This window comes from Pedobacter paludis, from assembly GCF_003173575.1.
GTDB classification, from domain to species: domain Bacteria; phylum Bacteroidota; class Bacteroidia; order Sphingobacteriales; family Sphingobacteriaceae; genus Pedobacter; species Pedobacter paludis.
Window position 1 is genome coordinate 29,203 of the sequence record NZ_QGNY01000003.1, and the last position, 23,195, is coordinate 52,397.

20 protein-coding genes are annotated in these 23,195 nt (G+C 34.6%); 7 read left to right on the top strand and 13 right to left on the bottom strand.

Annotated features, from left to right (window positions below):
* Positions 1-81 precede the first annotated feature (81 nt).
* Positions 82-1,440, bottom strand: coding sequence for a TolC family protein (locus DF947_RS08185; RefSeq protein ID WP_109929241.1), 1,359 nt, complete (start codon positions 1,438-1,440; stop codon positions 82-84).
* 71 nt (positions 1,441-1,511) lie between these two features.
* Between DF947_RS08185 and DF947_RS08190 the strand changes: the two genes are divergently transcribed.
* On the top strand, positions 1,512-2,147 hold the full coding sequence (locus tag DF947_RS08190; protein ID WP_109929242.1) for a polysaccharide deacetylase family protein: 636 nt from the start codon (positions 1,512-1,514) through the stop codon (positions 2,145-2,147).
* 131 nt (positions 2,148-2,278) lie between these two features.
* On the opposite strand, the gene DF947_RS08195 is transcribed toward DF947_RS08190, so the two are convergent.
* Positions 2,279-3,211 carry an erythromycin esterase family protein gene (locus tag DF947_RS08195; protein WP_109929243.1) on the bottom strand — a complete coding sequence of 311 codons (933 nt, stop codon included), beginning with the start codon at positions 3,209-3,211 and terminating at the stop codon, positions 2,279-2,281.
* A 207-nt stretch (positions 3,212-3,418) separates the two neighbouring features.
* Here DF947_RS08195 and DF947_RS08200 point away from each other — a divergent pair, with 207 nt between their 5' ends.
* Both DF947_RS08200 and DF947_RS08205 read left to right on the top strand, forming a co-directional pair.
* Positions 3,419-5,692, top strand: a complete 2,274-nt coding sequence (locus tag DF947_RS08200) for an aconitate hydratase (protein ID WP_109929244.1) — start codon at positions 3,419-3,421, stop codon at positions 5,690-5,692.
* Between the two features lie 116 nt (positions 5,693-5,808).
* Positions 5,809-6,336, top strand: coding sequence for a DUF3575 domain-containing protein (locus DF947_RS08205; protein ID WP_109929245.1), 528 nt, complete (start codon positions 5,809-5,811; stop codon positions 6,334-6,336).
* Between the two features lie 51 nt (positions 6,337-6,387).
* Here DF947_RS08205 and DF947_RS08210 read toward each other — a convergent pair whose 3' ends face one another.
* From DF947_RS08210 to DF947_RS08220, 3 genes are read right to left on the bottom strand one after another with little or no spacing between them, the layout of a single operon-like run.
* A complete protein-coding gene (locus tag DF947_RS08210; RefSeq protein ID WP_109929246.1) occupies positions 6,388-6,576 on the bottom strand; it encodes a hypothetical protein in 189 nt (62 codons plus the stop codon).
* A gap of 16 nt (positions 6,577-6,592) precedes the next feature.
* On the bottom strand, positions 6,593-7,024 hold the full coding sequence (locus DF947_RS08215; protein WP_109929247.1) for a putative signal transducing protein: 432 nt from the start codon (positions 7,022-7,024) through the stop codon (positions 6,593-6,595).
* A gap of 36 nt (positions 7,025-7,060) precedes the next feature.
* On the bottom strand, positions 7,061-8,398 hold the full coding sequence (locus DF947_RS08220; protein WP_109929248.1) for a GH1 family beta-glucosidase: 1,338 nt from the start codon (positions 8,396-8,398) through the stop codon (positions 7,061-7,063).
* A gap of 93 nt (positions 8,399-8,491) precedes the next feature.
* Between DF947_RS08220 and DF947_RS08225 the strand changes: the two genes are divergently transcribed.
* Positions 8,492-11,032, top strand: a complete 2,541-nt coding sequence (locus DF947_RS08225; RefSeq protein ID WP_109929249.1) for a PKD domain-containing protein — start codon at positions 8,492-8,494, stop codon at positions 11,030-11,032.
* Between the two features lies 1 nt (position 11,033).
* On the opposite strand, the gene DF947_RS08230 is transcribed toward DF947_RS08225, so the two are convergent.
* On the bottom strand, positions 11,034-12,848 hold the full coding sequence (locus DF947_RS08230; RefSeq protein ID WP_109929250.1) for a MutS-related protein: 1,815 nt from the start codon (positions 12,846-12,848) through the stop codon (positions 11,034-11,036).
* 42 nt (positions 12,849-12,890) lie between these two features.
* Between DF947_RS08230 and rlmH the strand changes: the two genes are divergently transcribed.
* Positions 12,891-13,364 (top strand): 23S rRNA (pseudouridine(1915)-N(3))-methyltransferase RlmH, encoded by a 474-nt coding sequence (gene rlmH, locus DF947_RS08235; RefSeq protein WP_109929251.1) that lies wholly within the window; start codon positions 12,891-12,893, stop codon positions 13,362-13,364.
* Positions 13,365-13,414: 50 nt separating this feature from the next.
* Positions 13,415-13,543 carry a hypothetical protein gene (locus DF947_RS22590; RefSeq protein WP_262510076.1) on the top strand — a complete coding sequence of 43 codons (129 nt, stop codon included), beginning with the start codon at positions 13,415-13,417 and terminating at the stop codon, positions 13,541-13,543.
* A 60-nt stretch (positions 13,544-13,603) separates the two neighbouring features.
* On the opposite strand, the gene DF947_RS08240 is transcribed toward DF947_RS22590, so the two are convergent.
* Together DF947_RS08240 and DF947_RS08245 are read right to left on the bottom strand one after the other, a co-directional pair.
* A complete protein-coding gene (locus DF947_RS08240; protein ID WP_109929252.1) occupies positions 13,604-14,146 on the bottom strand; it encodes a DUF5606 family protein in 543 nt (180 codons plus the stop codon).
* Positions 14,147-14,298: 152 nt separating this feature from the next.
* A complete protein-coding gene (locus DF947_RS08245; protein ID WP_109929253.1) occupies positions 14,299-14,757 on the bottom strand; it encodes a peptidylprolyl isomerase in 459 nt (152 codons plus the stop codon).
* A 236-nt stretch (positions 14,758-14,993) separates the two neighbouring features.
* On the opposite strand from DF947_RS08245, the gene DF947_RS08250 reads away from it, so the two are divergent.
* The gene (locus DF947_RS08250; RefSeq protein ID WP_109929254.1) at positions 14,994-16,175 is read left to right on the top strand and encodes an asparagine synthetase B; all 1,182 of its coding nucleotides are present in this window, start codon (positions 14,994-14,996) and stop codon (positions 16,173-16,175) included.
* Here the strand turns inward: DF947_RS08250 and DF947_RS08255 are convergent, their stop codons facing one another.
* The 5 genes from DF947_RS08255 to DF947_RS08280 all read right to left on the bottom strand — a co-directional run bounded on the left by DF947_RS08255 (position 16,176) and on the right by DF947_RS08280 (position 23,085).
* Positions 16,176-17,759 (bottom strand): O-antigen ligase family protein, encoded by a 1,584-nt coding sequence (locus DF947_RS08255; protein WP_158526245.1) that lies wholly within the window; start codon positions 17,757-17,759, stop codon positions 16,176-16,178.
* Positions 17,760-17,887: 128 nt separating this feature from the next.
* Positions 17,888-19,522, bottom strand: coding sequence for a hypothetical protein (locus DF947_RS08260; protein ID WP_109929256.1), 1,635 nt, complete (start codon positions 19,520-19,522; stop codon positions 17,888-17,890).
* Positions 19,523-20,039: 517 nt separating this feature from the next.
* Positions 20,040-20,570: a hypothetical protein gene (locus DF947_RS08270; protein WP_146202888.1), complete on the bottom strand. Its 531-nt coding sequence runs from the start codon at positions 20,568-20,570 to the stop codon at positions 20,040-20,042.
* 2 nt (positions 20,571-20,572) lie between these two features.
* Entirely contained in the window at positions 20,573-22,411 is a 1,839-nt protein-coding gene (locus DF947_RS08275; RefSeq protein WP_109929259.1) for a hypothetical protein, read from the bottom strand.
* Positions 22,412-22,572: 161 nt separating this feature from the next.
* On the bottom strand, positions 22,573-23,085 hold the full coding sequence (locus tag DF947_RS08280) for a hypothetical protein (protein ID WP_109929260.1): 513 nt from the start codon (positions 23,083-23,085) through the stop codon (positions 22,573-22,575).
* Positions 23,086-23,195: the final 110 nt, after the last annotated feature.

Here is a 23,195-nt window from a genome sequence, read left to right on the forward strand (position 1 = left end):
AATCGTCGTTCGCGAGGTTTACACCTATTATATAATTTGTATTTATTTTAGATTTAGACTTTCAGCTTAGTGTTTTCCACCTTAAAAATTAATCTGTTTGCCTAGATAATAATCAATAACTTTCGCTCTAAATAAAAGATCATATTTTGCTTGAATAAAATCAATCTCTGCTTTATTTCTATTCGTTTGTGCTGTGCTATAATCTAAAGAGTTAACTAAACCAACATTATAACGTTGTTCTACAACATAAAAAGCATCTTTTTGTGCATTAAAGGCATTTTGTGTTGAAACGAAACGGCTCTGCGCCGCTTTTAAATCGGTTGTTGCCTGAAAAATAACTTTATTCAGATTATTTTTTGCCAACTGCTCCTGCGTTAAAGTATTGTTATAAGTTATTTTCGCTCTTCTAACTCCGGAACGGGCAGCGAAACCATTAAAAATTGGAATCTGAAGACTCATGCCTATACTCTGACCAAAACGTTGATTGATCTGATCTGCAAATGACTGTTGTGCAAATTGACCTGCATAGTTAAACTGGTAAGAATAGGAAGAGGATAATCCAGCACCCAAACTCAATCTAGGCGAGTAAGCCCCCTTTGCGACGTCAATAGCCTGTTTAGCAGCCAAAGAACGCAAATTTGCCAATTTAATATCTGGAAAGATTTTCATGGCATTATCGAAAATCTCATCTGGATTATTTGTGGTTGGCGTTACCTGGATATTATCGATAATCGGTGCCTGCACAACAAATTTCTGACTTGGTGGCAATTCCATTAATTGACCCAATGTTAAATACGAAACCGATAATTGGTTTTGTGCATTGGTTAAATTTAATTCGGCTGTAGCAACTTGCGATTTAGCCTGAGAAATATCTGCCAAGGTTTTATTTCCAGCATCCAACAGCGCATTTTCTCTAATTAATGTTTTATTCGAGATATCCAATTGCTCTTGTGAAGCTCTGGCCAAATCTGTATTGTAGAGCACCTGAAGATAAGCCGTTACAACTTGTAAAATCAAATCGTTTTTAACTTTTTCTATGTTGCTTTTATCTGCTTCTAATAAAGTTTTATTTTGTCTAATCTGATTGATTTTTGCAAACCCCTGGAAAACATCAACATTGGTGCTTAAATTACCGCTTGTATATAATGAAGTTTGGTTGGTTACCTGAAAAGTTGTTTGGTCCAAACCACGTCCGAAAGTTAAATTGGGATTTATACTTCCGTTTAAGGTAGGATAAAGTGCGTATTTAGACTGACTAAGGTTCTCTTCGCTTAAAGCAGCACTAAACTGAGCCTGTTTAATTTGCAGGTTGTTCTTTAAAGTATTGTCAACAGCCTGTTGAATCGTAATCACTTCCTGAGCTTGAACATTCTGAGAGACGCAAAAACTTACAATTAAAGCAAAACCGGTTAAAAACTTATTCTTGGTAAACATTTTCATAATTTGTTTCAAATCTATATAAACAACTTTAAATAATTTCAATCTGCACAAGCAATTACTAACTTTGAATAATGTACTTGGTCAAATCACCGCTTCTGCTTAAATGGTATTACCCATCTTTACTTTGGAATAAATCCCGAACCGAAAAAGTTATTTATTTGACCTTTGACGATGGACCTATACCCAATGTTACAGACTTTGTATTAAAAACTTTGAAAGCCTTTAATGCTAAAGCCACTTTTTTTTGCATCGGCGATAATATTCAAAAACACCCTGATGTTTTTGAGCGTGTAAAAAACGACGGCCATGCAATTGGCAACCATACTTTCAACCATTTAAAAGGATGGGTAACCGAGAATGAAACTTATTTGCAAAATACAATTAAGTGTCAACAATTTACCAAGTCCAATCTTTTTAGGCCACCTTATGGAAGAATTAAAAAATCACAGATCAAAAGTCTAAATTCAAACTTAGGGCATCAAACTCCAGACTCCAAACTAAAAATTGTTATGTGGGATGTTTTAAGCGGTGATTTCGACGTTAATCTAGCTCCCGAAAAATGTTATCACAATGTGATAAAACATACACAAAACGGATCGATAATCGTTTTTCACGATAGCTTAAAAGCTTTTGATCGGCTGGAATGTGCATTACCTAAAGTGCTGGCTTATTTTACCCAAAAAGGTTATCAGTTTTCTTCACTTTAACGTTTAGGCCATTGTTGTGCCAAAAATAAAATGCCATTTAAAACCTTATTAAATAGCACTTTATTAAATATAGCTAGAATTTTTGTCCAAAATCGAACAAAAATGTTCATTAACGGACAATGAGCAAATCATTATTTAAGCATAATCGATGAAGAAGTATTCTTGATAAAAATTACCGCATCAAAATCATCGGTAAGTTTAACGGGTAAGGCATAAGGCGCTCGCCAATCTGCCCAAATGTTGGTTATAGAATTTTTAAACCCAGACAGCGGACTATCTTGACGGAGGTAAATATAAAAGTTAGAGAATTTTACTTCAGAAAACAATTGGGTAAAGTTTTTGGCCGGAAGTTCGAGTTTATGGCTTTCTATTTTGAAGCTTCCATCTTCTAAAAAACGTAAGGTATTTACAGTTCCTTGGTAAGTATCGAAGGCAATGTTGTAATAATCGGAGCCAAAATAATTCTTCAAATGCTGACCCAATCCATTTATTCCGGCCATTGTGCTGTTCCTAGCCAAATGCAGGTTATGGCTCCAAGCAACTGTTTTAGCTTTTGTTTTCACCTGTTTTTCAATAATGCATTCGGCCATTAAACTATCGCGGGTATAAGGATCGGTAAAATCTATTTTACTGAATCCAAAAACTTCTATCTTAACCTTTGAGGTATTATTATAATTCTTAATCCATTCAAATAAATCGAAAAATGATTGTGTTTTATACAGTCTAAAATCATCCATAAGTACTTTTAAATCTCCTTTACCCGTTAGTACATATTGATTAATCTTTTCAATTTCAGTATCTGTAAATTCGAATCCTATCTGCGTATAGTTCTGGTTTTTAATAAGATATTTAACAATCTTATTCTTTTCTCTAAAAAATTCTTCAGTACCATGCGAGGCTTCGCCTAGACCAACTACCGTTCCTGTTTTTATTTTCGAAAGGTAATCCGAATCTAAACTAACCGCATTTTGGTTGAGCCAGTCTAACTGTAGTTTTTGGGTTTCCTGCGCTTTTGCAGTTAAAATTGTGAAGATCAATAATGCGAGGTAAATTATTTTTTTCATAGGGCTTTATATTTTTGATGTTTTAAAAGTGATCATTCCATAAAACTTTATGAATAATTCATAAGTAGATTAAAAAGGAAGTTGAGAACAGTTATTTAGAATAATCCTAAATAATACAATGATGTAAGTATGACTGCTATAGGAGTATTTTTTTTGTAAATTCGCAGCTAGTAGAATAGAAGTATTACCTTTTAACCAATAAAATCGATGGCTTTTGATATAGACATGATTAAAAAGGTTTATGCAAACTTCGGGAGCCGTGTAGAAGCTGCTCGCAAGATCGTTGGCAGACCTTTAACATTATCAGAAAAAATATTGTATGCTCACCTTTGGGATGGAGATCCAAAAAAAGCATTTTCTCGCGGAACAGACTATGTAGATTTCGCACCAGATCGTGTAGCAATGCAAGATGCAACTGCTCAAATGGCTCTTTTGCAATTTATGCAAGCTGGTCGTCCGCAAGTTGCTGTACCTTCAACCGTTCACTGTGACCACTTAATTACTGCTAAAGAAGGTGCTTCAATAGATCTTCCCCACGCAAAAACAGAAAGCGCTGAAGTTTTTGATTTCTTATCTTCTGTATCAAATAAATACGGCATTGGTTTTTGGAAACCGGGTGCCGGTATTATCCACCAAGTAGTTTTAGAAAATTATGCATTCCCAGGTGGAATGATGATCGGAACCGACTCTCACACAGTTAATGCAGGTGGTTTGGGTATGGTTGCTATTGGTGTTGGTGGTGCAGATGCTTGTGATGTTATGGCTGGATTACCTTGGGAGCTAAAATTCCCTAAGCTAATTGGTGTTAAATTAACAGGTAAATTAAATGGCTGGACTTCTGCTAAGGATGTAATTTTAAAGGTTGCAGGTATTTTAACCGTAAAAGGTGGTACTGGTGCAATTGTAGAATATTTTGGCGATGGCGCCATCAACTTAAGCTGTACCGGTAAAGGAACCATCTGTAATATGGGTGCCGAAATTGGTGCAACAACTTCAACTTTCGGTTACGATGAAAGCATGGAACGTTATTTACGTGCTACAGGTAGAGACGAAGTTGCAGACGAAGCAAATAAAATTGCCGCTTACTTAACTGGCGATGATGCTGTGTATGCAGATCCAGAAAGCTATTTTGATCAAGTAATTGAAATTAATTTAGATGAATTAGAACCATATTTAAACGGTCCTTTTACTCCAGATTTAGCTACTCCAGTTTCTCAAATGAAAGTGGAAGCAGAGAAAAACGGTTGGCCTTTAAAGGTTGAATGGGGCTTAATTGGTTCTTGTACCAATTCATCGTACGAAGATTTATCAAGAGCGGCATCAATTGCCAATCAAGCCATTGCTAAAGGTTTGGTTACGAAATCTGCATTTGGTATTAACCCGGGTTCTGAACAAGTACGCTACACTGCAAATCGCGATGGTTTCTTAAAAACCTTCGAAGATTTAGATGCAACAATATTTACGAATGCCTGCGGACCATGTATTGGTATGTGGGACCGTACAGGTGCAGAAAAGGCAGAGAAAAATACAATTGTACACTCGTTTAACAGAAACTTTGCAAAACGTGCCGATGGTAATCCAAATACATTCGCATTTGTAGCTTCACCAGAAATGGTTGCAGCGATTGCAATTGCTGGTGATTTAGGTTTTAATCCATTAACGGATACGTTAACAAACGATAAAGGTGAGCAAGTAAAGTTAGATCCACCAGTTGGTGATGAGTTACCTGTAAACGGTTATGCTGTAGAAGATGCAGGTTTCCAAGCACCAGCAGCTGATGGTTCATCGGTTGAAGTTTTGGTTTCACCTACTTCTCACCGCTTACAATTGTTAGATCCATTTACGCCTTGGGAAGGTACTGATTTAAAAGGCTTAAAACTTTTAATCAAAGCTAAGGGTAAATGTACAACCGATCATATTTCTATGGCCGGTCCATGGTTGAAATTCCGTGGTCACTTAGATAACATTTCGAACAACATGCTTATCGGCGCAGTAAATTACTTCAATGATAAAACAGATAACGTTAAAAATGAATTAACTGGCGAATATGGTCCAGTTCCAGCTACTCAACGCGATTACAAAGCTGCAGGTATTGGTTCTATTGTTGTTGGCGATGAAAACTATGGTGAAGGCTCATCTCGTGAGCATGCCGCTATGGAGCCTCGTCATTTAGGCGTTCGTGCAGTATTGGTAAAATCTTTTGCTCGTATCCACGAAACCAACCTTAAAAAACAAGGTATGTTGGGCTTAACTTTTGCCGATAAAGATGATTATGATAAGATTTTAGAAGATGATGTAATCGATATTATCGGTTTAACAGAATTTACTCCAGATAAACCACTAACATTGGTTTTACACCATGCAGATGGAACTGAAGAATCATTCTTGGTTAATCACAGTTACAATGCTCAACAGATTGAATGGTTTATTGCAGGTGGTGCATTAAACATTATCAGAAGAGAAGCTGCGCTTAAAGCATAAAGCTAAAAGCATATAGTTTATATAATCCCGTTTTGAGTAAAATCAGAACGGGATTTTTTTGTTGCAGAATTAAAATTAAAATCTATTTTTGCTTTTCATTAAATCACGCTCTAATCATGAAAAAGCTCTTTCTTTGTGCTTTAACCGCATTAGCATTCCTTGGAGCCAAGGCTCAGGATGCTCAAAACACAATCAAAATTAACCCTTTAAGTGCCTTGCTGAGCACCGGATCTGTTTTCTATGAACGAAAAATCAATGATGGTATTTCGGCACAGCTTGGGCTTGCTTACACAGGCATTAAACTAGATGATGTTAAATTTACAGGACTTGCAATTACACCAGAGGTTCGTTTCTACCTAAAACAAAAAGCCATCAGCGGTGTATACGCCGCTCCTTTTTTAAGGTATCAAAATTATACCGTTACCGACGGAACAGATAAAGGTAATTATAACTCGTTTGGCGGTGGAGCCTTAATCGGTCGCCAGTGGGTTTACGGTAGTGGCTTTGTTCTCGATTTATTTTTTGGCCCAAGCTATAACAACGGCACATACAAAGCAACTCAAGGAAACAATGAGCCTGATATTAAAGGTGGTATTGAAGGCTTTGGTATTCGTACCGGTATTGCCTTAGGTTTTGGTTTTTAAGATAAAATTCGTGCTAAAACTCGTTTTGTTAACTCAAAACGAGTTTTTTTATTAAGCTCTAAATTCAAAATTACACTCGACACATTTAAAAGTACCTTTTGGTGCTAATCGCAAATTTAAAAGTCCCAAAAAATTAAATTGATTGTGCCTCGAATGTTCTTTGAATAATTTATCTGAACCACATTTTGGGCAGGTTAGCTTTTTCTCTTGATTTTCTCCAATAGTTTTATCTCTCATCATTTTTAATCAATCATCCTTATTTAAATTCATGACCACAGTTATAGCAATGATGGCATTTGTTACCTTTGAAAGGAAGAAAAACACCTACAAAAACAGAAACTAGAATAACCCACCAGCTAAATTTCTTTTTTGTTGCCATTCCGTAACCAACGTTATCTGAGCCACAAACTTCGCAGAGAATTTTTTCTTCTGTGACTTGGTTCGTTCCATCATTTTCATCAACCAAATTACTGTTATCTTCGGCCAAGAGCTGATTGATTTCATCTACATCTCGTTCAAAAACAATAAGTTTAACACCTCCAATTGCCTGATTGTATAAAGGCTGGATGGTTGATACATTTTCATCGGCCAAGAAGCAGGAAAAACCGCTATCTTCTAATCGAGACTTAATTATATTGGCTTCAATTGGATTATAAAATGTGCTGTAAACAATTGTTGTGTCGTTCATATTCAAACTTATGAATTCTATTAATGACCGTCAAAATTAATGTCTTAAAAACTCTTGCCACCAATATCCCGAATCTTTTATAGTGCGCTGCTGCGTTTTAAAATCATTATAAACCAAACCGAAACGTGTGGTAAATCCTTCGGCCCATTCAAAATTATCCATCAATGTCCAAGCCATGTAACCTGTAATATTTATACCTTCATTTTTCGCTCTAAGCAATGCATCTAAATAAAGTTTAAAGTATTCTATACGTTCCTGATCCTCAACCTTATTATTAACAACTTTATCATGATAAGCAGCGCCATTCTCTGTTATAACGATATTTTTAATATTTGGATAACTTGCAAACTGTTTTATAATGTTGTAAAAACCATTTGCGTTTATTTCCCAGCCCATTGCGGTATGCGGTTTCTTTCTGCTTTTCGCTTTAACCTCCCAAGCCTGAATTACCGGGATAAAGGCATTGTACTTTACCGTTAACGGAAAATAATTTTGCAGACCGATAAAATCAAAATCAAACTTTAAACGTTCCTTGTGTCGCCAAGTGCCATATTCAATTTGAAATTTTTCGAGCACATCCCAATCTGCTGTTGGGAAACCTAAGCCTTGGGCGGGCTCGATAAAAAGTCTGTTCATTAAACAGTCTACCCTTTTGGCGGCTAAAATATCATTATCGCTTTGCGTAAAGGGAATAATTTCCGAACAGGAATATGTGGTTCCAATATTGGCCCGATTTACTTCAGCTCTTAAAATTTTAGCTCCATCTGCCTGAGCCAGCGCGGTGTGCAATACTGCAGAAAAGAAATTGCTTAATCCTGTTTTTCCCGGCGCATGAATGCCCAACATATATCCAAGGGAAGTAAAACCAAATGGCTCGTTTAAAACAATCCAGTTCTTTACCTTATCGCCATATTCATTTGCACAAATTCTAACAAAAGAATTGAAAGCGAAATTGATGCTAAAACTTGTCCATCCGCCCTCATTTTCTAAAGCCTGGGGCAAATCCCAATGGTAAAGCGTTACGTAAGGAACAATATCATTTTTTAGGCATTCATCAATTACATTATGATAGAAACGAATTCCTTCGGGATTGATTTCTCCCGTTCCGTTAGGCAATATTCTAGACCAGGCTATTGAAAACCTAAAAACCTTAAAGCCCAGCAATTTTACTAGAGCAATATCTTCTTGATACTTGTGATAAAAATCGCAGGCTACATTAAGTTTATTGCCTTTCTTAATTTTCCCGGACCTTGAAGAAAAGTTATCCCAAATGGATTGCCCCTTACCATACTGATTAGAAGCACCTTCTATTTGGGCCGCCGCAGTTGCTACACCCCATAAAAAATCTGTTCCAAAGTCAGTAGATTTGATCATATAATTGTTTCGCCAAGTTGCGAGTTTAATATTAACTAATCATTAACAATTTAAACTGCTAAAAATCAAAACTATTTTTAATAGTTTTACTTTATGCGTTTCTCCTTAATACTCTTCTTTTTATTTCTTACCTGCTTTATTGCAAAGGCCGGTTACGCCCCACCCATAAATGATGAAATTTTAAATGCGATAAACATTTCCAACACAAGTGCATTTTGTAGTGAGGATGCCGCTTATAACAATTTAGAAGCAACATCAAGTCCTTATCCAGCTTCATTGGGCTGGTCAGCAGTTGGTAAGGATGTATGGTTTAAATTTACGGCATCAAAGTATGATGTAAACATTTCGGTAAGCGGCAAAGTTAATGCAAGCAGCTCCAACAGCTTAATTGCTCCATTGGTTGCCCTTTATTCTTATGATCCAATCTCAAAAAACGTTGGTGAAATGATTGGGTCCTCCTCCTCATCAAATAATGTAACTTCTTATTATAAGGGTGGATTAACCCTTGGAGAAATTTATTATATCCGTGTAAGCGCATCAAATGATAACACAGGTACTTTTAAATTATGCTTGGATAATTATTTCCCGACCATCAAGCCAGGTCAGGATTGCGGAACAATCTCCTTATTATGTACCAAAGAAACCTTTACCCAGCTTAATGTAACCGGGCCAGGCTCAAATAGAAACGAAACTGCTGGAACTTGCTTAGGCACCGAAACGAATTCTGCATGGTACATGTTTACGGCATCTAAAAGTGGAGATTTTACTTTCGTAATTACACCAACTGTAACAACTAACGATATCGATTGGGTTTTTTACGATTTAGGTGTTGGAGGAAATTGTAGTAATGTAAATAGTTCTAACGCAATTCGATGTGCCAGCGGAAGTGGTGTTACCTGTACGCCAACTTATTACAAAACAGGACTGAGTTTAACTGAAACGGATTTGAGTGAAGCAAGCGGATGCGTTCCTGGCCAAAATGGATTTGTAAAATATGTTGATTTGATTGCCGGGCATACCTATGCTTTACTAATTGATAATTTTTCTAGCGGAAACAACGGCTTTACATTAGAGTTTGGCGGCACAGCAGATTTGGCTGGACCTACAGCAAACATTAAAGTAGATAAGCTAAATCCATGCACAGATAATCAGGCGTATGTATTTGAAAGTAATTCAACCAACTACGCATCCTTAAAATGGTCTTTTGGAGAAGGAGCAAGTATCGCCTCTGCAACAACTGAAGGTCCTTTTACCATTACATATAGTACCCCCGGCGAAAAGGTTGTAGTATTGGAAGCTAAAGCAACCAATGGCTGTAATGTAGTAACCACACAAACCTTTATTGTGGCTAAAACGCCAGAAAAGCCAAATATAACGGCATCAAAAGTTAATCTGTGCATTGATGATGTTTTGAAACTTTCTACTGATTTTGTTAATCTGGCAACCTATCATTGGTCTGGGCCAAATGGCTTTACCTCAACACTGCAAAATCCTGTCATTCCAATTACTGGACCAGAAAACATTGGAACCTATAAACTTTTCGTACAAGTGGGAGATTGCATCAGTCTAAAGAATGCTATTGATGTAGTTTCTGTTGTTGCCAAACCAGAAGCCATTTTTGCAATCCAAACCAACAATAAATGCGAAAGCAATCAGAGTTTTTCCTTTATTAACAATTCAAAAAACTACACCAAACTTACATGGAATTTCGGCCCTGATGTTAAAACAACTTCTACTTTGGCCAATGATAGCAGAGCACTCACATTTAATTCTGCTGGTTTAAAAACCATCACTTTAACCGTAGAAACAAACAATGGATGTTCATCAACAATAAGTCAGGATTTACTGGTAGAGCTTAAACCTGATAAGCCTACGATTACTGTAAACCAGCCAGCATTTTGTCTCAACGACATTATAAAACTTTCTGTTGCGGAGCAGGACAATGTTACATATTTATGGACCGGACCAGATAATTTCACTGCGACAACAAGTGCAGTAGAAATCCCGGTAAATAATTTAAATAAAGGAGGAACATATAAGTTAACCTTAAAATCTGGCTCTTGCGAAAGTGAGCCTGCTACGCTTGTTATTCCACCAATAGCAAAAATCCCAGTGGCTGGCTTTTATACCGAGCCCACTTTCGATATTAAATTTTCGGCACCCGTACCTATGATTTTCACCAATACATCTTTATATGCCGACTATTATCAATGGGATTTTGGTGATGGTTATACCTCGAGTGCTGCCAATGCAACACATATTTATGAAAGCGAAGGAACTTTTAAAATAACCTTAACAGCCTTTTCTAAAAATGGATGCTCAACTTCGGTTACCAAAGGCAATTTGGTGATTAAACAAAGTGCATCGGTGTTTGCGCCTAATGCATTTTCACCAAATGGCGATGGTGTTAACGATGAATTCGTAATCGGAATAACCAATTTAAAAAAATATCGAATCCAAATTTACAATCGTTATGGCGATCAGGTTTTCTTTGCAACCAGCATTTTCGACAATTGGAAAGGAACTTTTAAGAACAACGATTTACCAACTGGCGTGTACTATTATGTAATTTTAGGTACCAATTTAAAAAATGATAGCGTTAGATATTCAGGCTCTGTTACGCTGCTTCGATAGATTAATCTAAACTTAAACCGATTTCTTTAAGTAAAATTGAGGCATTAAATGTTGTGCATGGCCCATGTTTAAGTTTATAATCAAACCGCATTTCTCCCTCTGTTATTTGAATATCGAAATGAAAATTCCGAACCGCTGTAGGATGATCTTCTTTTAAATCTGCAAGCTGTAAATCATGTGTTGCAAAAAGTGCAGGTGTTTTTTCGGCAATTAATTTTTCTATAAAAACCTTCGATCCCAAATATTTATCACGGCTATTTGTACCCCGCAACATCTCGTCAATTAAAACAAAAGTATCCTTATCCTGAACCACGTTATCCAAAATCATTTTCAGTCGATTCAGCTCTGCCTTAAAAGTAGAAGTACTTTCATTTAACGAATCCTTAATTCTCATATAAGTATTAATGGAAAAAACCGATAACGACATTTCTTCTGCACAAACGGGAGCACCTACATAAGCTAAAATCATATTAATACCCAAGGTTCTTAAAAAAGTGCTTTTTCCTGCCATATTCGAGCCTGTAATAATATCGACTGTTGAATTGGCTTCCACAGAGAAATCATTATTAACCCTAACTTTATTCGCAATAAGTGGATGACCAATACTTTTTGTTTTTAAGGTAAATGCAGATTCAACATTAGGAAAAACCCAGTTTGGCTGATTGTAAGTTGTGGTAGCCAGTGAAATTAATTCTTCAAAATCTCCAAAATGATTAAGTGCCGAAATTACATCCTGTGAGGAAGACTGATACCAACGATCCAAACTGATGCAACATCTAAAATCCCAGAGTAAAATGCCATTTAAAATTCCACCAACAAGCAGATTTAAACGGGCATCAAAATTCTGAATAATTTTGGATAGGTTTTTAATCTCTTTACTAACTGGAATTTTAGAATCCAAAAGGTTCAAGATGTAGGGACTTTTCCACTGTTGAGTTTCTGTCCAAAGTATTGCTGAGGAATAATTATTTAATAAACCGGAGCCCCCGCTAAAGGAATAAAAAACTTTATTCACTTTTTGATTGAGCAAAACATTCCAGCCTGTATGAATAACAGCCATTAAAACCAAAAACTTAATGAAGATTCCGCCGATAAATATTGAGCCCAGAATTAGAACTATAGATAGATAAGGAACCAAAGCCACATAGAATCTAAAAAATTTTTGATGGGTAAATTCCAGCTGTTTGCCCAATAAACTTTTTAGTTGTTGTGTAATGGATTCTATTTTGATTACATCTCCACCTTGTAAATGTGCTCTGAACTTAAATGTTTCTTCAATTTTAGAAACCATTTCCTCTACAGCCTCTTGTCTGGTTAGAATTTGATCTCTAGATGTTTTTGAGGATAGTCTTGCTGCTAATAAATCGGTTCCGTTTTTGGTACTTGTGCGATTTAGAAGTGCAAAGAGAGAAGATCGGCCAAAAACATCTAAATCTGAAGTATAGGGATGAAGTTCGGATTCGAAAGCTTGACCATTATCGTAACCATTTTCCAATCCATTTAAAATATTCGATTCGTTTTGATAAACCCAAAGCAGTTGTTTTTGATATTCAACTTCACGATCCAGTTTACTTTGTTTGCGCACAATTAACACAAAAAGTAATACAGGCACCATTAATAAAAACTGGATTAATAAGCACCATCCATCATTTTCTGATCTAACCAAAAGCACAAACAATAAAATCTCAGCTAAAAACAATCCTATCCTCAAAAACGAGAGTTGATCGATTAGTTTTTTTGTTTTAGAAATCTGTTCGGTAACGTTAATAATTTTCTGGTTGTAATTTAATAGTATTTGCGCTTGTGTTTTTAACATTATATTTGAATCTCTAAAATTATAAAGATAGGGAAATATTAGATGAAGATTACGCTGATTGCCATTGGTAAAACAGAAGACAAATATTTAATTGAGGGCATTGAAAAATACATCAATCGCTTAAAGCATTACATCAACTTTGGTTTTTTAGCGATACCTGATGTTAAGAATGTAAAAAATTTAAGCGAGGCTCAACAAAAATCCAAGGAGGCTGAGCTGTTACACAAACAAATTAATAATGGCGATGTTGTTATTTTGTTGGATGAAAAAGGGAAAAAATACTCTTCGGTAGAATTTTCATCCTACTTAAATAAACAAATGGTTGGCAGTGTGCAACATTTAATCTTTATAATTGGCGGACCTTATGGTTTTGATGAGACCATTTACAAAAGAGCTAATGGACTAATATCTTTATCTGACATGACTTTCTCGCATCAAATGATCAGGTTATTTTTTGTAGAGCAGTTATACCGAGGATTTAGTATTTTAAAAGGTGAACCCTATCATCATGCCTAAAAATTGATATGGAAAACAAGATTTAAAATCATCATATATTAAAAAAAATTATGCTATTAGATAAATATAAAAGGGAATATCGTTATAAAAGTAACCAAAGTGGAAACAATAAATACCTGTGGATTAGCATTTTGGCTTCTCTTGTAATTGTTGCCTTGCTTTGGTATTTTTTGGATTAATTTTACAAAAAAAGCACCATACAAAATGCATGGTGCTTTCAATTCTATTTTAAGATAAGCTTAAACGCCTTTCTTACTTGTCATACTTGCTTTTTTAGCAGGCGCTGATGTTTTAGTTGATGCTTTAGCACTAGCAGATCCTTTCGAAGCCGTTGCTTTTTGTTTTTTATCTGAAGCAGCTTTCTCTTCTGATAATTTTACCTCTGCGGCACTACCTGGCGTTTCAGGAGTTTCTTCCGTAAACAATGGCAAATCTTTGATGATGTTATACCAGGTGATAATTTTTTTCATATCAGAAGCATAAACTTTTTCTTGATCGTGACCAGGAGCCACTTCAAGAAAATATGCACGCAAATCGCCTTTTAAATCAGGCGTGCTGCCTTTTTCAGAAATTTTGGTAAAAATATCAACCAATTTAATTTCCTCATCTTCGCCATAAACTGTAATATCCTCAAGCGAAGCAAGTTTTGTATTGGTAATATTAGCAACCACCTTAAGCTTTTGAGCATCAAGACCTTCTAATATGTAACCAACTTTATTTTGCCCAACCAGTTTAAATAAACCAGGTCTGCCAGAAACGGCAACAATTCCTCTTAAATTCATATTTTTTTTGAGATATGAGATATGAGACCTGAGATGTGCGAAATCGCTCAAATCAAATACTCAAACCTATTGTCTAATTATTAATGAGAAGGAGATTTAAATTAGAGAACCAAATCTCAATTCTAATTGCTCACATCTCACATCTATTGTTTTTAATCTTCTAAAACTTCAATGCCAACGATTTTATCGCCTTGACGAATATCGTCAACTAAATCTACATTTTCGATTACTTTACCAAAACAAGTATGGTTACGATCTAAATGTGCAGTATTCGTTCTGCTGTGGCAAATGAAAAATTGCGATCCACCAGTGTTACGGCCAGCATGAGCCATTGATAACACGCCACGATCGTGGTATTGGTTTTCACCATCTAACTCACAATCAATTTTGTAACCCGGACCACCAGTACCTGGCATACCCGATGCACCGTCTTTTGAATTTGGGCATCCGCTTTGAACCATAAAGTTAGGAATTACACGGTGAAATGTTACACCGTCGTAAAAGCCTTCTGAAGCTAATTTTTTAAAGTTTGCAACTGCTTTTGGCGCATCGTTTTCATAAAATTCAACGGTCATTTCGCCTTTTTCGGTTTTTATTATTGCTTTACTCATATCAATTTTGGTACTAATTATCGTTTTTATCCAACTTAATAAACAAAGCGTTTTTTTAAGTAGAGGGCAAAAATAACAAAATTGTGTAACTTATAACACCATAAAATTTTTCTAACCAATTTAAATGCGGTATTTTAGTATTTTAAGCAACAAAGGTTTTGACAAAAAAATATTATATCTTACTAATTTGCCTCTTATCCAGTATAGGTCTTAGAGCATCCTCTCTATTAATTTATATGGATGAAGATCAGAAAAACCATTTAAAAGCTTACGGAATAGCCTATTGGACAATTAGTAAGCAAGTGGAGGTAGACTGGCTTTTAAACTATCGCGGAGGAAGTTTTCTAATTAAATACAACAAAACCGTTGAGGATGAATGTAAAATACGTGGGGTTTCTTATGAGGTTTTGGCCGATGGAAAGGTAACCAATCTTTTAAATGAAATTAGTGATCCATCTGTAAATATGGAGATGGTTAAGCTGGAAAAAACGCCAAAAATTGCAGTTTATTCACCAAAAAGTAAATTACCCTGGGATGACGCCGTTACACTCGTTTTAACCTATGCCGAGATTCCATACGAAGTTATTTACGATGATGATATTTTGCAGGACAAGCTGAGCAAATATGACTGGCTACACCTTCACCATGAAGATTTTACGGGTCAGTATGGACGCTTTTGGTCCTCTTTTAGATATGCAACCTGGTATCAGGAGGATGTTAAAAACCAGGAAGCACTAGCCAAAAAAATGGGTTACAAAAAAGTTTCCGAAATGAAACTGGCGGTTGCCAAACACATTAAGGAGTACTGTGCAGGTGGGGGTTTCCTTTTTGCAATGTGTTCTGGAACAGATAGTTTTGATATTGCTTTGGCTGCAGAAGGTGTAGATATTTGCGCAAGTATGTTTGATGGTGATGGTGCCGATCCAAATGCTCAATCCAAATTGGATTTTAATAAAACACTAGCCTTTCAAAATTTTAAATTAGATAACAACCCGATGAATTACGAGTTTTCGGATATTGATGTTACTTCTTACAGAACCTTAAACCAAACTAATGATTACTTTACATTGTTCGATTTTTCTGCCAAATGGGATCTTGTTCCAACAATGCTAACCCAAAATCATGACAAAGTAATTAAGGGCTTTATGGGGCAAACTACCGCTTTTAAAAAGAATCTTGTTAAAACCAGCGTTACGGTTTTAGGAGAAAACAAGGGTGCATCGGAAGTAAGATATTTACATGGAGAAATTGGTAAAGGGCAGTTTACATTTTATGGTGGCCACGACCCTGAAGATTATCAGCATGCTGTTGGCGATCCACCGACAGATTTAAATCTCCACCCAAATTCACCGGGATATAGATTAATCTTAAACAACGTATTGTTCCCTGCCGCGAAGAAGAAACCGCAGAAAACTTAATCAGTCGTTATCAATTAAGTATTTTGCTACGGTATTACGCATTTCATCCACCTCTTTTGAAGGTACTTTAATTGGTGTACTTAAAATTATTAAACCCTGTTCAATAGCCTTTTTAGTTAGCCCATTTTTAACATAGAGGTTAAATAGATAAAATCTAGGCGAAATCATCTTCGGCATTGTACAGCTTGCATTTAAATAGAATTGCTCTGCTTTCCTAAAATTTAACATTAGTTCTTCATTATATCCAGCATTTAGAAGATTAGCAACAGAATAATGTTGAACCAATGCATTACTCAACACAAACTCAGCTTCTTTATGGTATCCGGATATATTCAGTTTCTGTCCGTAATCTGCCAAAAAATTACCATTATACCGCAGCACATTATTCTGATTATTATAGATATTCCAAGCTTTGGCTTCATTATATTGCCAGTTTAATTGTTTGGCATTAACCCATTCCTTTGTGGCATAAATAGTTTTACTTACAATAAACAGAAAGTAACTCGAACAAATAAAGAGCAAAACATAAAGTCCGAATCTAGGGGGCAAAACCTTACTATCTTTTTTATCTAAACCTGCAAAAATGGCTAATAGGATATAAAACAAACTGCTTATGCTGTAAGATTGAAATGGATAGGAGCATAAGCCAAAAATAAGTATGGAGGATATCGATAATTTCAAAAAGACCTGAGCTTTATTATCATTTATCAGATTTATCAGACCTGTTCTATAAACACAAAACAATAAATATGATAAAATTACTAAACCAATTAATCCTGCTTCTATAAGGATTCTAAGGGGCTCATTAAAAACAGCATGCGTATCGTCTGCCAATTGTTGTTCGCTTAAATTGCGATTGCTATTCTCAAAATAATTTTTCTGGTGTCTATTAAACTGTCTATCAATATATCCTATTCCTTTACCGAATATAAAGTTATTCCCTTTGGGAATAGAAAATGCAATTTTCCAAATCAGTATCCTTCCATTAAAAGATTCTGGACGCTTGAAGTAAAGCAATATTGATAATCCACAAACTAAAATTAACATGAAACCAGCGAACCAAATACGCTTTTTCGATTTAACCTTACTTCCAAAATAAAGAAATGCTGTGCTAATTAGTGCAATAATTGCCGTTCTAGAATCTGCCATTAGAATGGCAGCTAACATTAAAATTAGTCCTAATAAAATGATAAAATTCCGTATGTAGTTTTTACGTTTAAACAAAATAATGGATAATGGAAGCAATGCACATAAATAGCCTGCCAATAAGCCTGAATTTATAATCAGGATATTTTTATGGGTAATGAATTGCCTACAAATTACCAAAGCAATTGCCAAGAGTATGGTTATGGCATGGTTAATGGATAAGAAGTTTGGTATTAAAACTCGAGCAACAAAATATATCCATAAATAACAAATATAATTGTAAACATCATACTGATGATATTGCACATTATAGCAACCGTTAAAACAAGTAGAAATAATATTGTAAATGAGATAAATAAAAACCAAAACATCTATTTTGTGATATTGAAATGGGATTTTTTTTACACTTGCAAAAACTAAAACTATAGTACTTACCACTAAAGTAGTAGCATTAAAAAAAAGCGGGTAAAAACTACTATTCTCTAGGTTATAAAACGACCAGCAAAAACTACTAATACTAATTAATATTAAAGCCAAACTAGTGGGTAGTTGCCTTATAACCTTAGTTAATACCATATTTGCTTATGGGTTAAACCATCAATTAAAAATATCCGAGCCAAACCTTTTGTATCATCGCTTTTTTGGAGTTTTAATAAAGCATTTTTTGGCACATTATTAAATTCAATACCTTTTTTAAGTTCTAAGTCGTTTTTTATTAAATCGTTAATAGCTGCGTCCGAAAAACCAGTAATTTTATATGACTTAATTTTTTCTTTTACCTCTGGACTGTTTAAATCGATAGAAAGTGCTTGTGCTTTTTTAGTTGCAACAATTCTCCAATTATTTGTTTCATCCCAATATGATAATGTGTAAATGCCATCAATTTCTACGAAAGATGCTGTTCCAGTATTTACTTTGTAAAGGTTTAATTTAGGATAGGTTTGTTTGTTATTATGATAAAATTTAATTTTTTTATCTCTAGTAAATAAAAACGGCTCACTCACAAATTTCATTTGGCCGGCAAAAGGTATAGCAATTCGATAAAAGATATCGGTTCCCATATTTTTAAAAACCACTTCATCTTTGTTTTTTTTACCCCAAAAAACAGGTGCCCAATTCCCGTAATTGAAAACACATATATAGGCATAGCCATCAGGGTAAAACTCCTTTATTTTATAATTAATATCCCCAACCTGGTTATAAGATGATGTTACATCAATCCAATGATTATTCATCAAATATTTTAATCCGAATTCTTTAGGGTTTAGCAATAACTTACTAATGGTATCGCTCCAGGTTTTTTGGTTTTTATAGGTATATCGAATTACTTTAGCCGTTTGCTGTAAATTTTTGGCAGTTGTATTTAATGCAACCATTTTTCCGCTCGAATTTTCATATACTGTTTCAGAATGGCTAGCATTTAGTTTACCCCAAAGTGGAATTAAATCCATCGTTGCGGGTATGCCCATTGCTCTTAGACGATAAATATTCATTAAATTTCCAGTCAAGCAATCACCTACTCTTATTGCCATCATTTCATCAAAATGGTTACTTTTAGATATTTTAAAGCTATTTTCATTAAAAGTTAGTAACGGATCTGGTTGTAGTGGGTGGAAGTAAGGAATTTTATCTATAACATTCTCCGATGTAGAGTTTCTTCGCTGTCCATCGAGCGGCAAGAGATCCAAATAGTACTGCCTGGCTAACAAATCTCTCCATTGGCTCGGTTTATCATTGTATACCTTATATGGCAATAAATAATTAAAAAACATTTCTTTTGAAACATGCCTGTTCCAGGGATAATTCTTCCAATCGGCATATGCTTTATCAATGCAACCTGCCAAATACTTAGCTGTTAATATTTGAGCATCATTAACTGTAGTATCTTTATAAGCAATATTTCGTTTTTTAAGTTCAGCTTTAAAATCATTTTCTCCAGCTATTTCGAGCAGGTTAAAATTTACTTGTTTATTGGTGTTTTTATTAAAAAAGTATGGATAGGTTACCGTTTGGGTTTCATCCATATTATCAATTAAAAACAGTACGGCCTCACGTTTTACAGAATCGGCCTTGTTACTGTACATTTTGAATAATGAATCCTTAAGTTTAACCTTATCCTTTTCAATATTAGCTGAAAGGTTTTGGCAAGAGCTAAAGATTGCTACGCATAAAACAGAAATAACGCTTGATGATTTTAACATAAAATTAAATAAATTGAGAGGTCGATGACCTCTCAAATGGTATTAGAGATTATTTTACTTTTTTAAAATCAAAAACCTCAAATGGTTCTTTATCGAGCTCATTTTCATCAATTGTAATTCCGATAATATGTAATATGCTATCTGTATCACGCCTTATTTGGAAAGTAATATTAGAGCCATTAAGAAAACTTTGATAAAAACGGATTTGGTTTGAGTTTGAACTATACCCTTGTTATTCCCTAAAAAATCAAAATACCAATCATTTCTATATTCCAATACATTCTTGATGTCTTTAACTAGGACCATTTTATTAAATTCATTATAACTCAAAGAATCTGTAACCATTTCGGTCTCATTATCAAGGTTGGTCAAAATATCGTGACAGCTTTTAAAAAACAGAGTGAAAAACCCAACAATTATTACAATTAAATATTTATGTTTACCATGTTATAGTTTCTATGCAATAACTTTCAAAGTTGGCACAACATGAACGTATGTGCCAACTTATATTAATGAGCTATTTTGTCTTTTTAAAATTAAAGACCTCAAATGCTTCATTATATTCGCCTCCTTCATCTCCAGTAACGCCTATAATATGCAAAACGCCACTAGTATCCTTTCTAATCTCGTAACTTATATTGCTAAAATTTTTGATATTTTGATTAAAATTTAGAATATTTGGAATTAATATGTTTTTTTCTTTTAAAAAATCGAGGTACCAATCATTTTTATAAGGCAATGTATAATTAATGTGTTTAACTAAAATCATTCTGTTAATTTCATACTTACCGCTATAACCTCCAGATTTTGTAGTATGTAATGAATCGCTTGTTATTTTAAGTATAATGGTATCCTTTGTTTCAATATGAAGTATTTTTGCTTGATAATCTTTTGGCACAAAAGTATAGGTACCGATTAACTCCTTGTAGCTCAAAGAATCAGTAACCATTTCGGTCTCATTATCGAGGTTGGTCAAAATATCGTGGCAGCTTGTAAAAAACAGAGCGAAAAATACACCCATTATTACAATCAAATATTTATTTTTCATGATTACCATGTTATAGTTTCTGTCCAAGTAAATTTTTCACCAACATTTCCACCCAAATGTAAGCCAGTTCCCCTTGCTTTGTTATCTATAATACCCACATTCCCCCTTTCCGTTTTAATAAAACGGGTTGCAGATTCCCAACTAGAGACATTTTCTGATAAGAAAAGGATTGTAGCGGAATTTGAACCCTTAGCCAAAATAGTTATCCTAGTGTTGAATGAGCCTAAGAAAATATTTGCTGTACTTCTTTCTACCAATGAATTATAATATTCTGGTACATCATAACGATAATATAAAGAATCTTGTCCTCCAACATTTTTTATGCTATTTTGCAAGAGGATTCTATTTCGCTCCCTTAATGTAACTATTGTTGACAAATTCTTAAAAGCATTTGTACTCGGGTTTGAAATACTAATACCTGTAATAAGATTTGCGCCAGTAATAATATTAATGGTTGGCACACCGTTTGCCGAAGGGAAGCTTCCCAACTCAAAAACCCAAATGGTAAATAAATCGCCCCAATTCATACTTTGTGGGTTAAAATTAACAGTACTATTAACTTCACTTCTAAGTGGATCTAGAAAGTAAGTATTAATATTATTTATTGTACCAGGATTATTTTCAGCTAACCGGTTAAGTACCAAATATAATTTCCGTGCAACCTTTGCTGTAGCTATAATACTTTTAGTAATTGCATTTTTTGTGTGTTGCTTAAGCCTAGTCATTTTTACACTATAATTTGAAGAGTAATTAGATACATTCATATATTCGAAAACTGCTTCGGCTACAATTTCATTTTCTTCTGTATTATTATCTTCTTCATTAAGAATATCGACTATGGCACTATACATCGAATTTTTATCCGATAAAGATGTAAATTGGTAAGTAGTTATATCTAATGATTTAATTAACAATAATTTTTCTAGCCATCCCGTTTTCAAGGTATTAAAATCAGGATTCGCAGTTAAATATCCAACAGCCCATTTACCAAAATCTATACTTTCTTGAGAATTCTGATTATTTATTAAATACTGATCTAAGGCCTCTACAACTTCTGGATGTGCTGTTAAGTATGCGAGTTGATTTGTATTTGTAATATTTAGTTTAGCAACTAAACGGTTTAGTATAACAGCCGGTGTTATGGGATTACTTGGCACTCCGTTTCCACCTGGAGGTGTTGGAAGATCTCCAACATTACCAGTAGGAATTGTTGGATTAGGTTTTATCGTAACTTCTCCCAATGGAATACCTCCACCAGACTCAGGATCCCCAACCATATACGTATTGGGCACGCTCATTAAACGATCATGTGGATTACCACCTCCATTGACCACACCACGAGATCCGCTCTCTGCCATTACTGGTGTAAACTTTTTTGTGTTAGCATTGTATAATCCAACGGCAAATAAACGGCCACTACCTGTATATAATTTTAAAGTTGTTTCCCCAACATATGGGTTTCCTACATATTCCTTAACCATTCCCAAAGCTATGCCATCTTTATTTAAAACAACCCCTATTTCAGTATAGTATGCTGCTACTTTGTTACGAGCTGGTTTATTATTTAATGGCACTGTAATAACATCAACTCCTTTTGAATTGGTATCTATCTTATAGTGGTTCCAATCTGGAGTGTAATCTCTAACATTAATGTCACGTTTATTTGTAGATGCTGGCAAGGCACTATTCTCTTTAAACCATTCCTGTGCCTTTATTGCTAATGGGTTGGTAAGTTTTAGTTCGTTAGGTTGTGTTGGCAGGTTCTCTTTTCGGCAAGAAAAGTAAATAACTGTGCTTAGCAATATCAATAAAATTGATAGGCGATAAAAAATAGAGTTCATTAATTTAGGTTTAAAGGTTAATATTAGTTTGTTTATATATAAGCCAATTGAAACAGCGGTTTCCGTGAATTGGGTTTTGAAAATAATTGTATTTAGCTAATAGTGAGGCAAATAATTTTTATCTAGGCATTTGATTTGGGAAAATCTAGTGATCAATTTTTTTATTGGCTGTTTGGCGTATTACTACGTCTTTTAACGGCTGAGATAAAGGTGCGTGTTGTAGAATCATATAAACCTTGATCAAATAAATGCCCGTCTTTTGAATATAAATTTAACCTTGTTTCCCCAGCATATGGGTTTCCTACATATTCTTTTATCATACCACAAGCTACACCAGCTTTGTTTAGTACCAAACCTATTTCGGAATAATAAGCAATAACCTTACTGGTACTTTTTACTTTATTTAATGGAATTGTTATCACTTTAGCACCTACAGAATTGTGACTAATTTTAAAATTGTCCCAATCAGGTATGTATTCTTTCAAATTAATATCGTTTGGATTATCTGATGCAGGCATAGAACTGCTTTCTCTATACCAAGTTTTTGCCTTTGAAAGAATTACTTCATCAAGTGGATTATCAATATTTGGCGATAATAAATGATCTGTTCTGCAAGAAAAATAAACTATTGAAATAATCAATAAAATTGAAAGGCGATAAAAAATAGCGTTCATTAATTTAGTTTTAAAGGTTAATATTAGCTGTTTATATATAAGCCAATTGAAACAGCGGTTTCCGTGAATTGGGTTTTGAAAATAATTGTATTTAGCTTATAGTGAGGCGA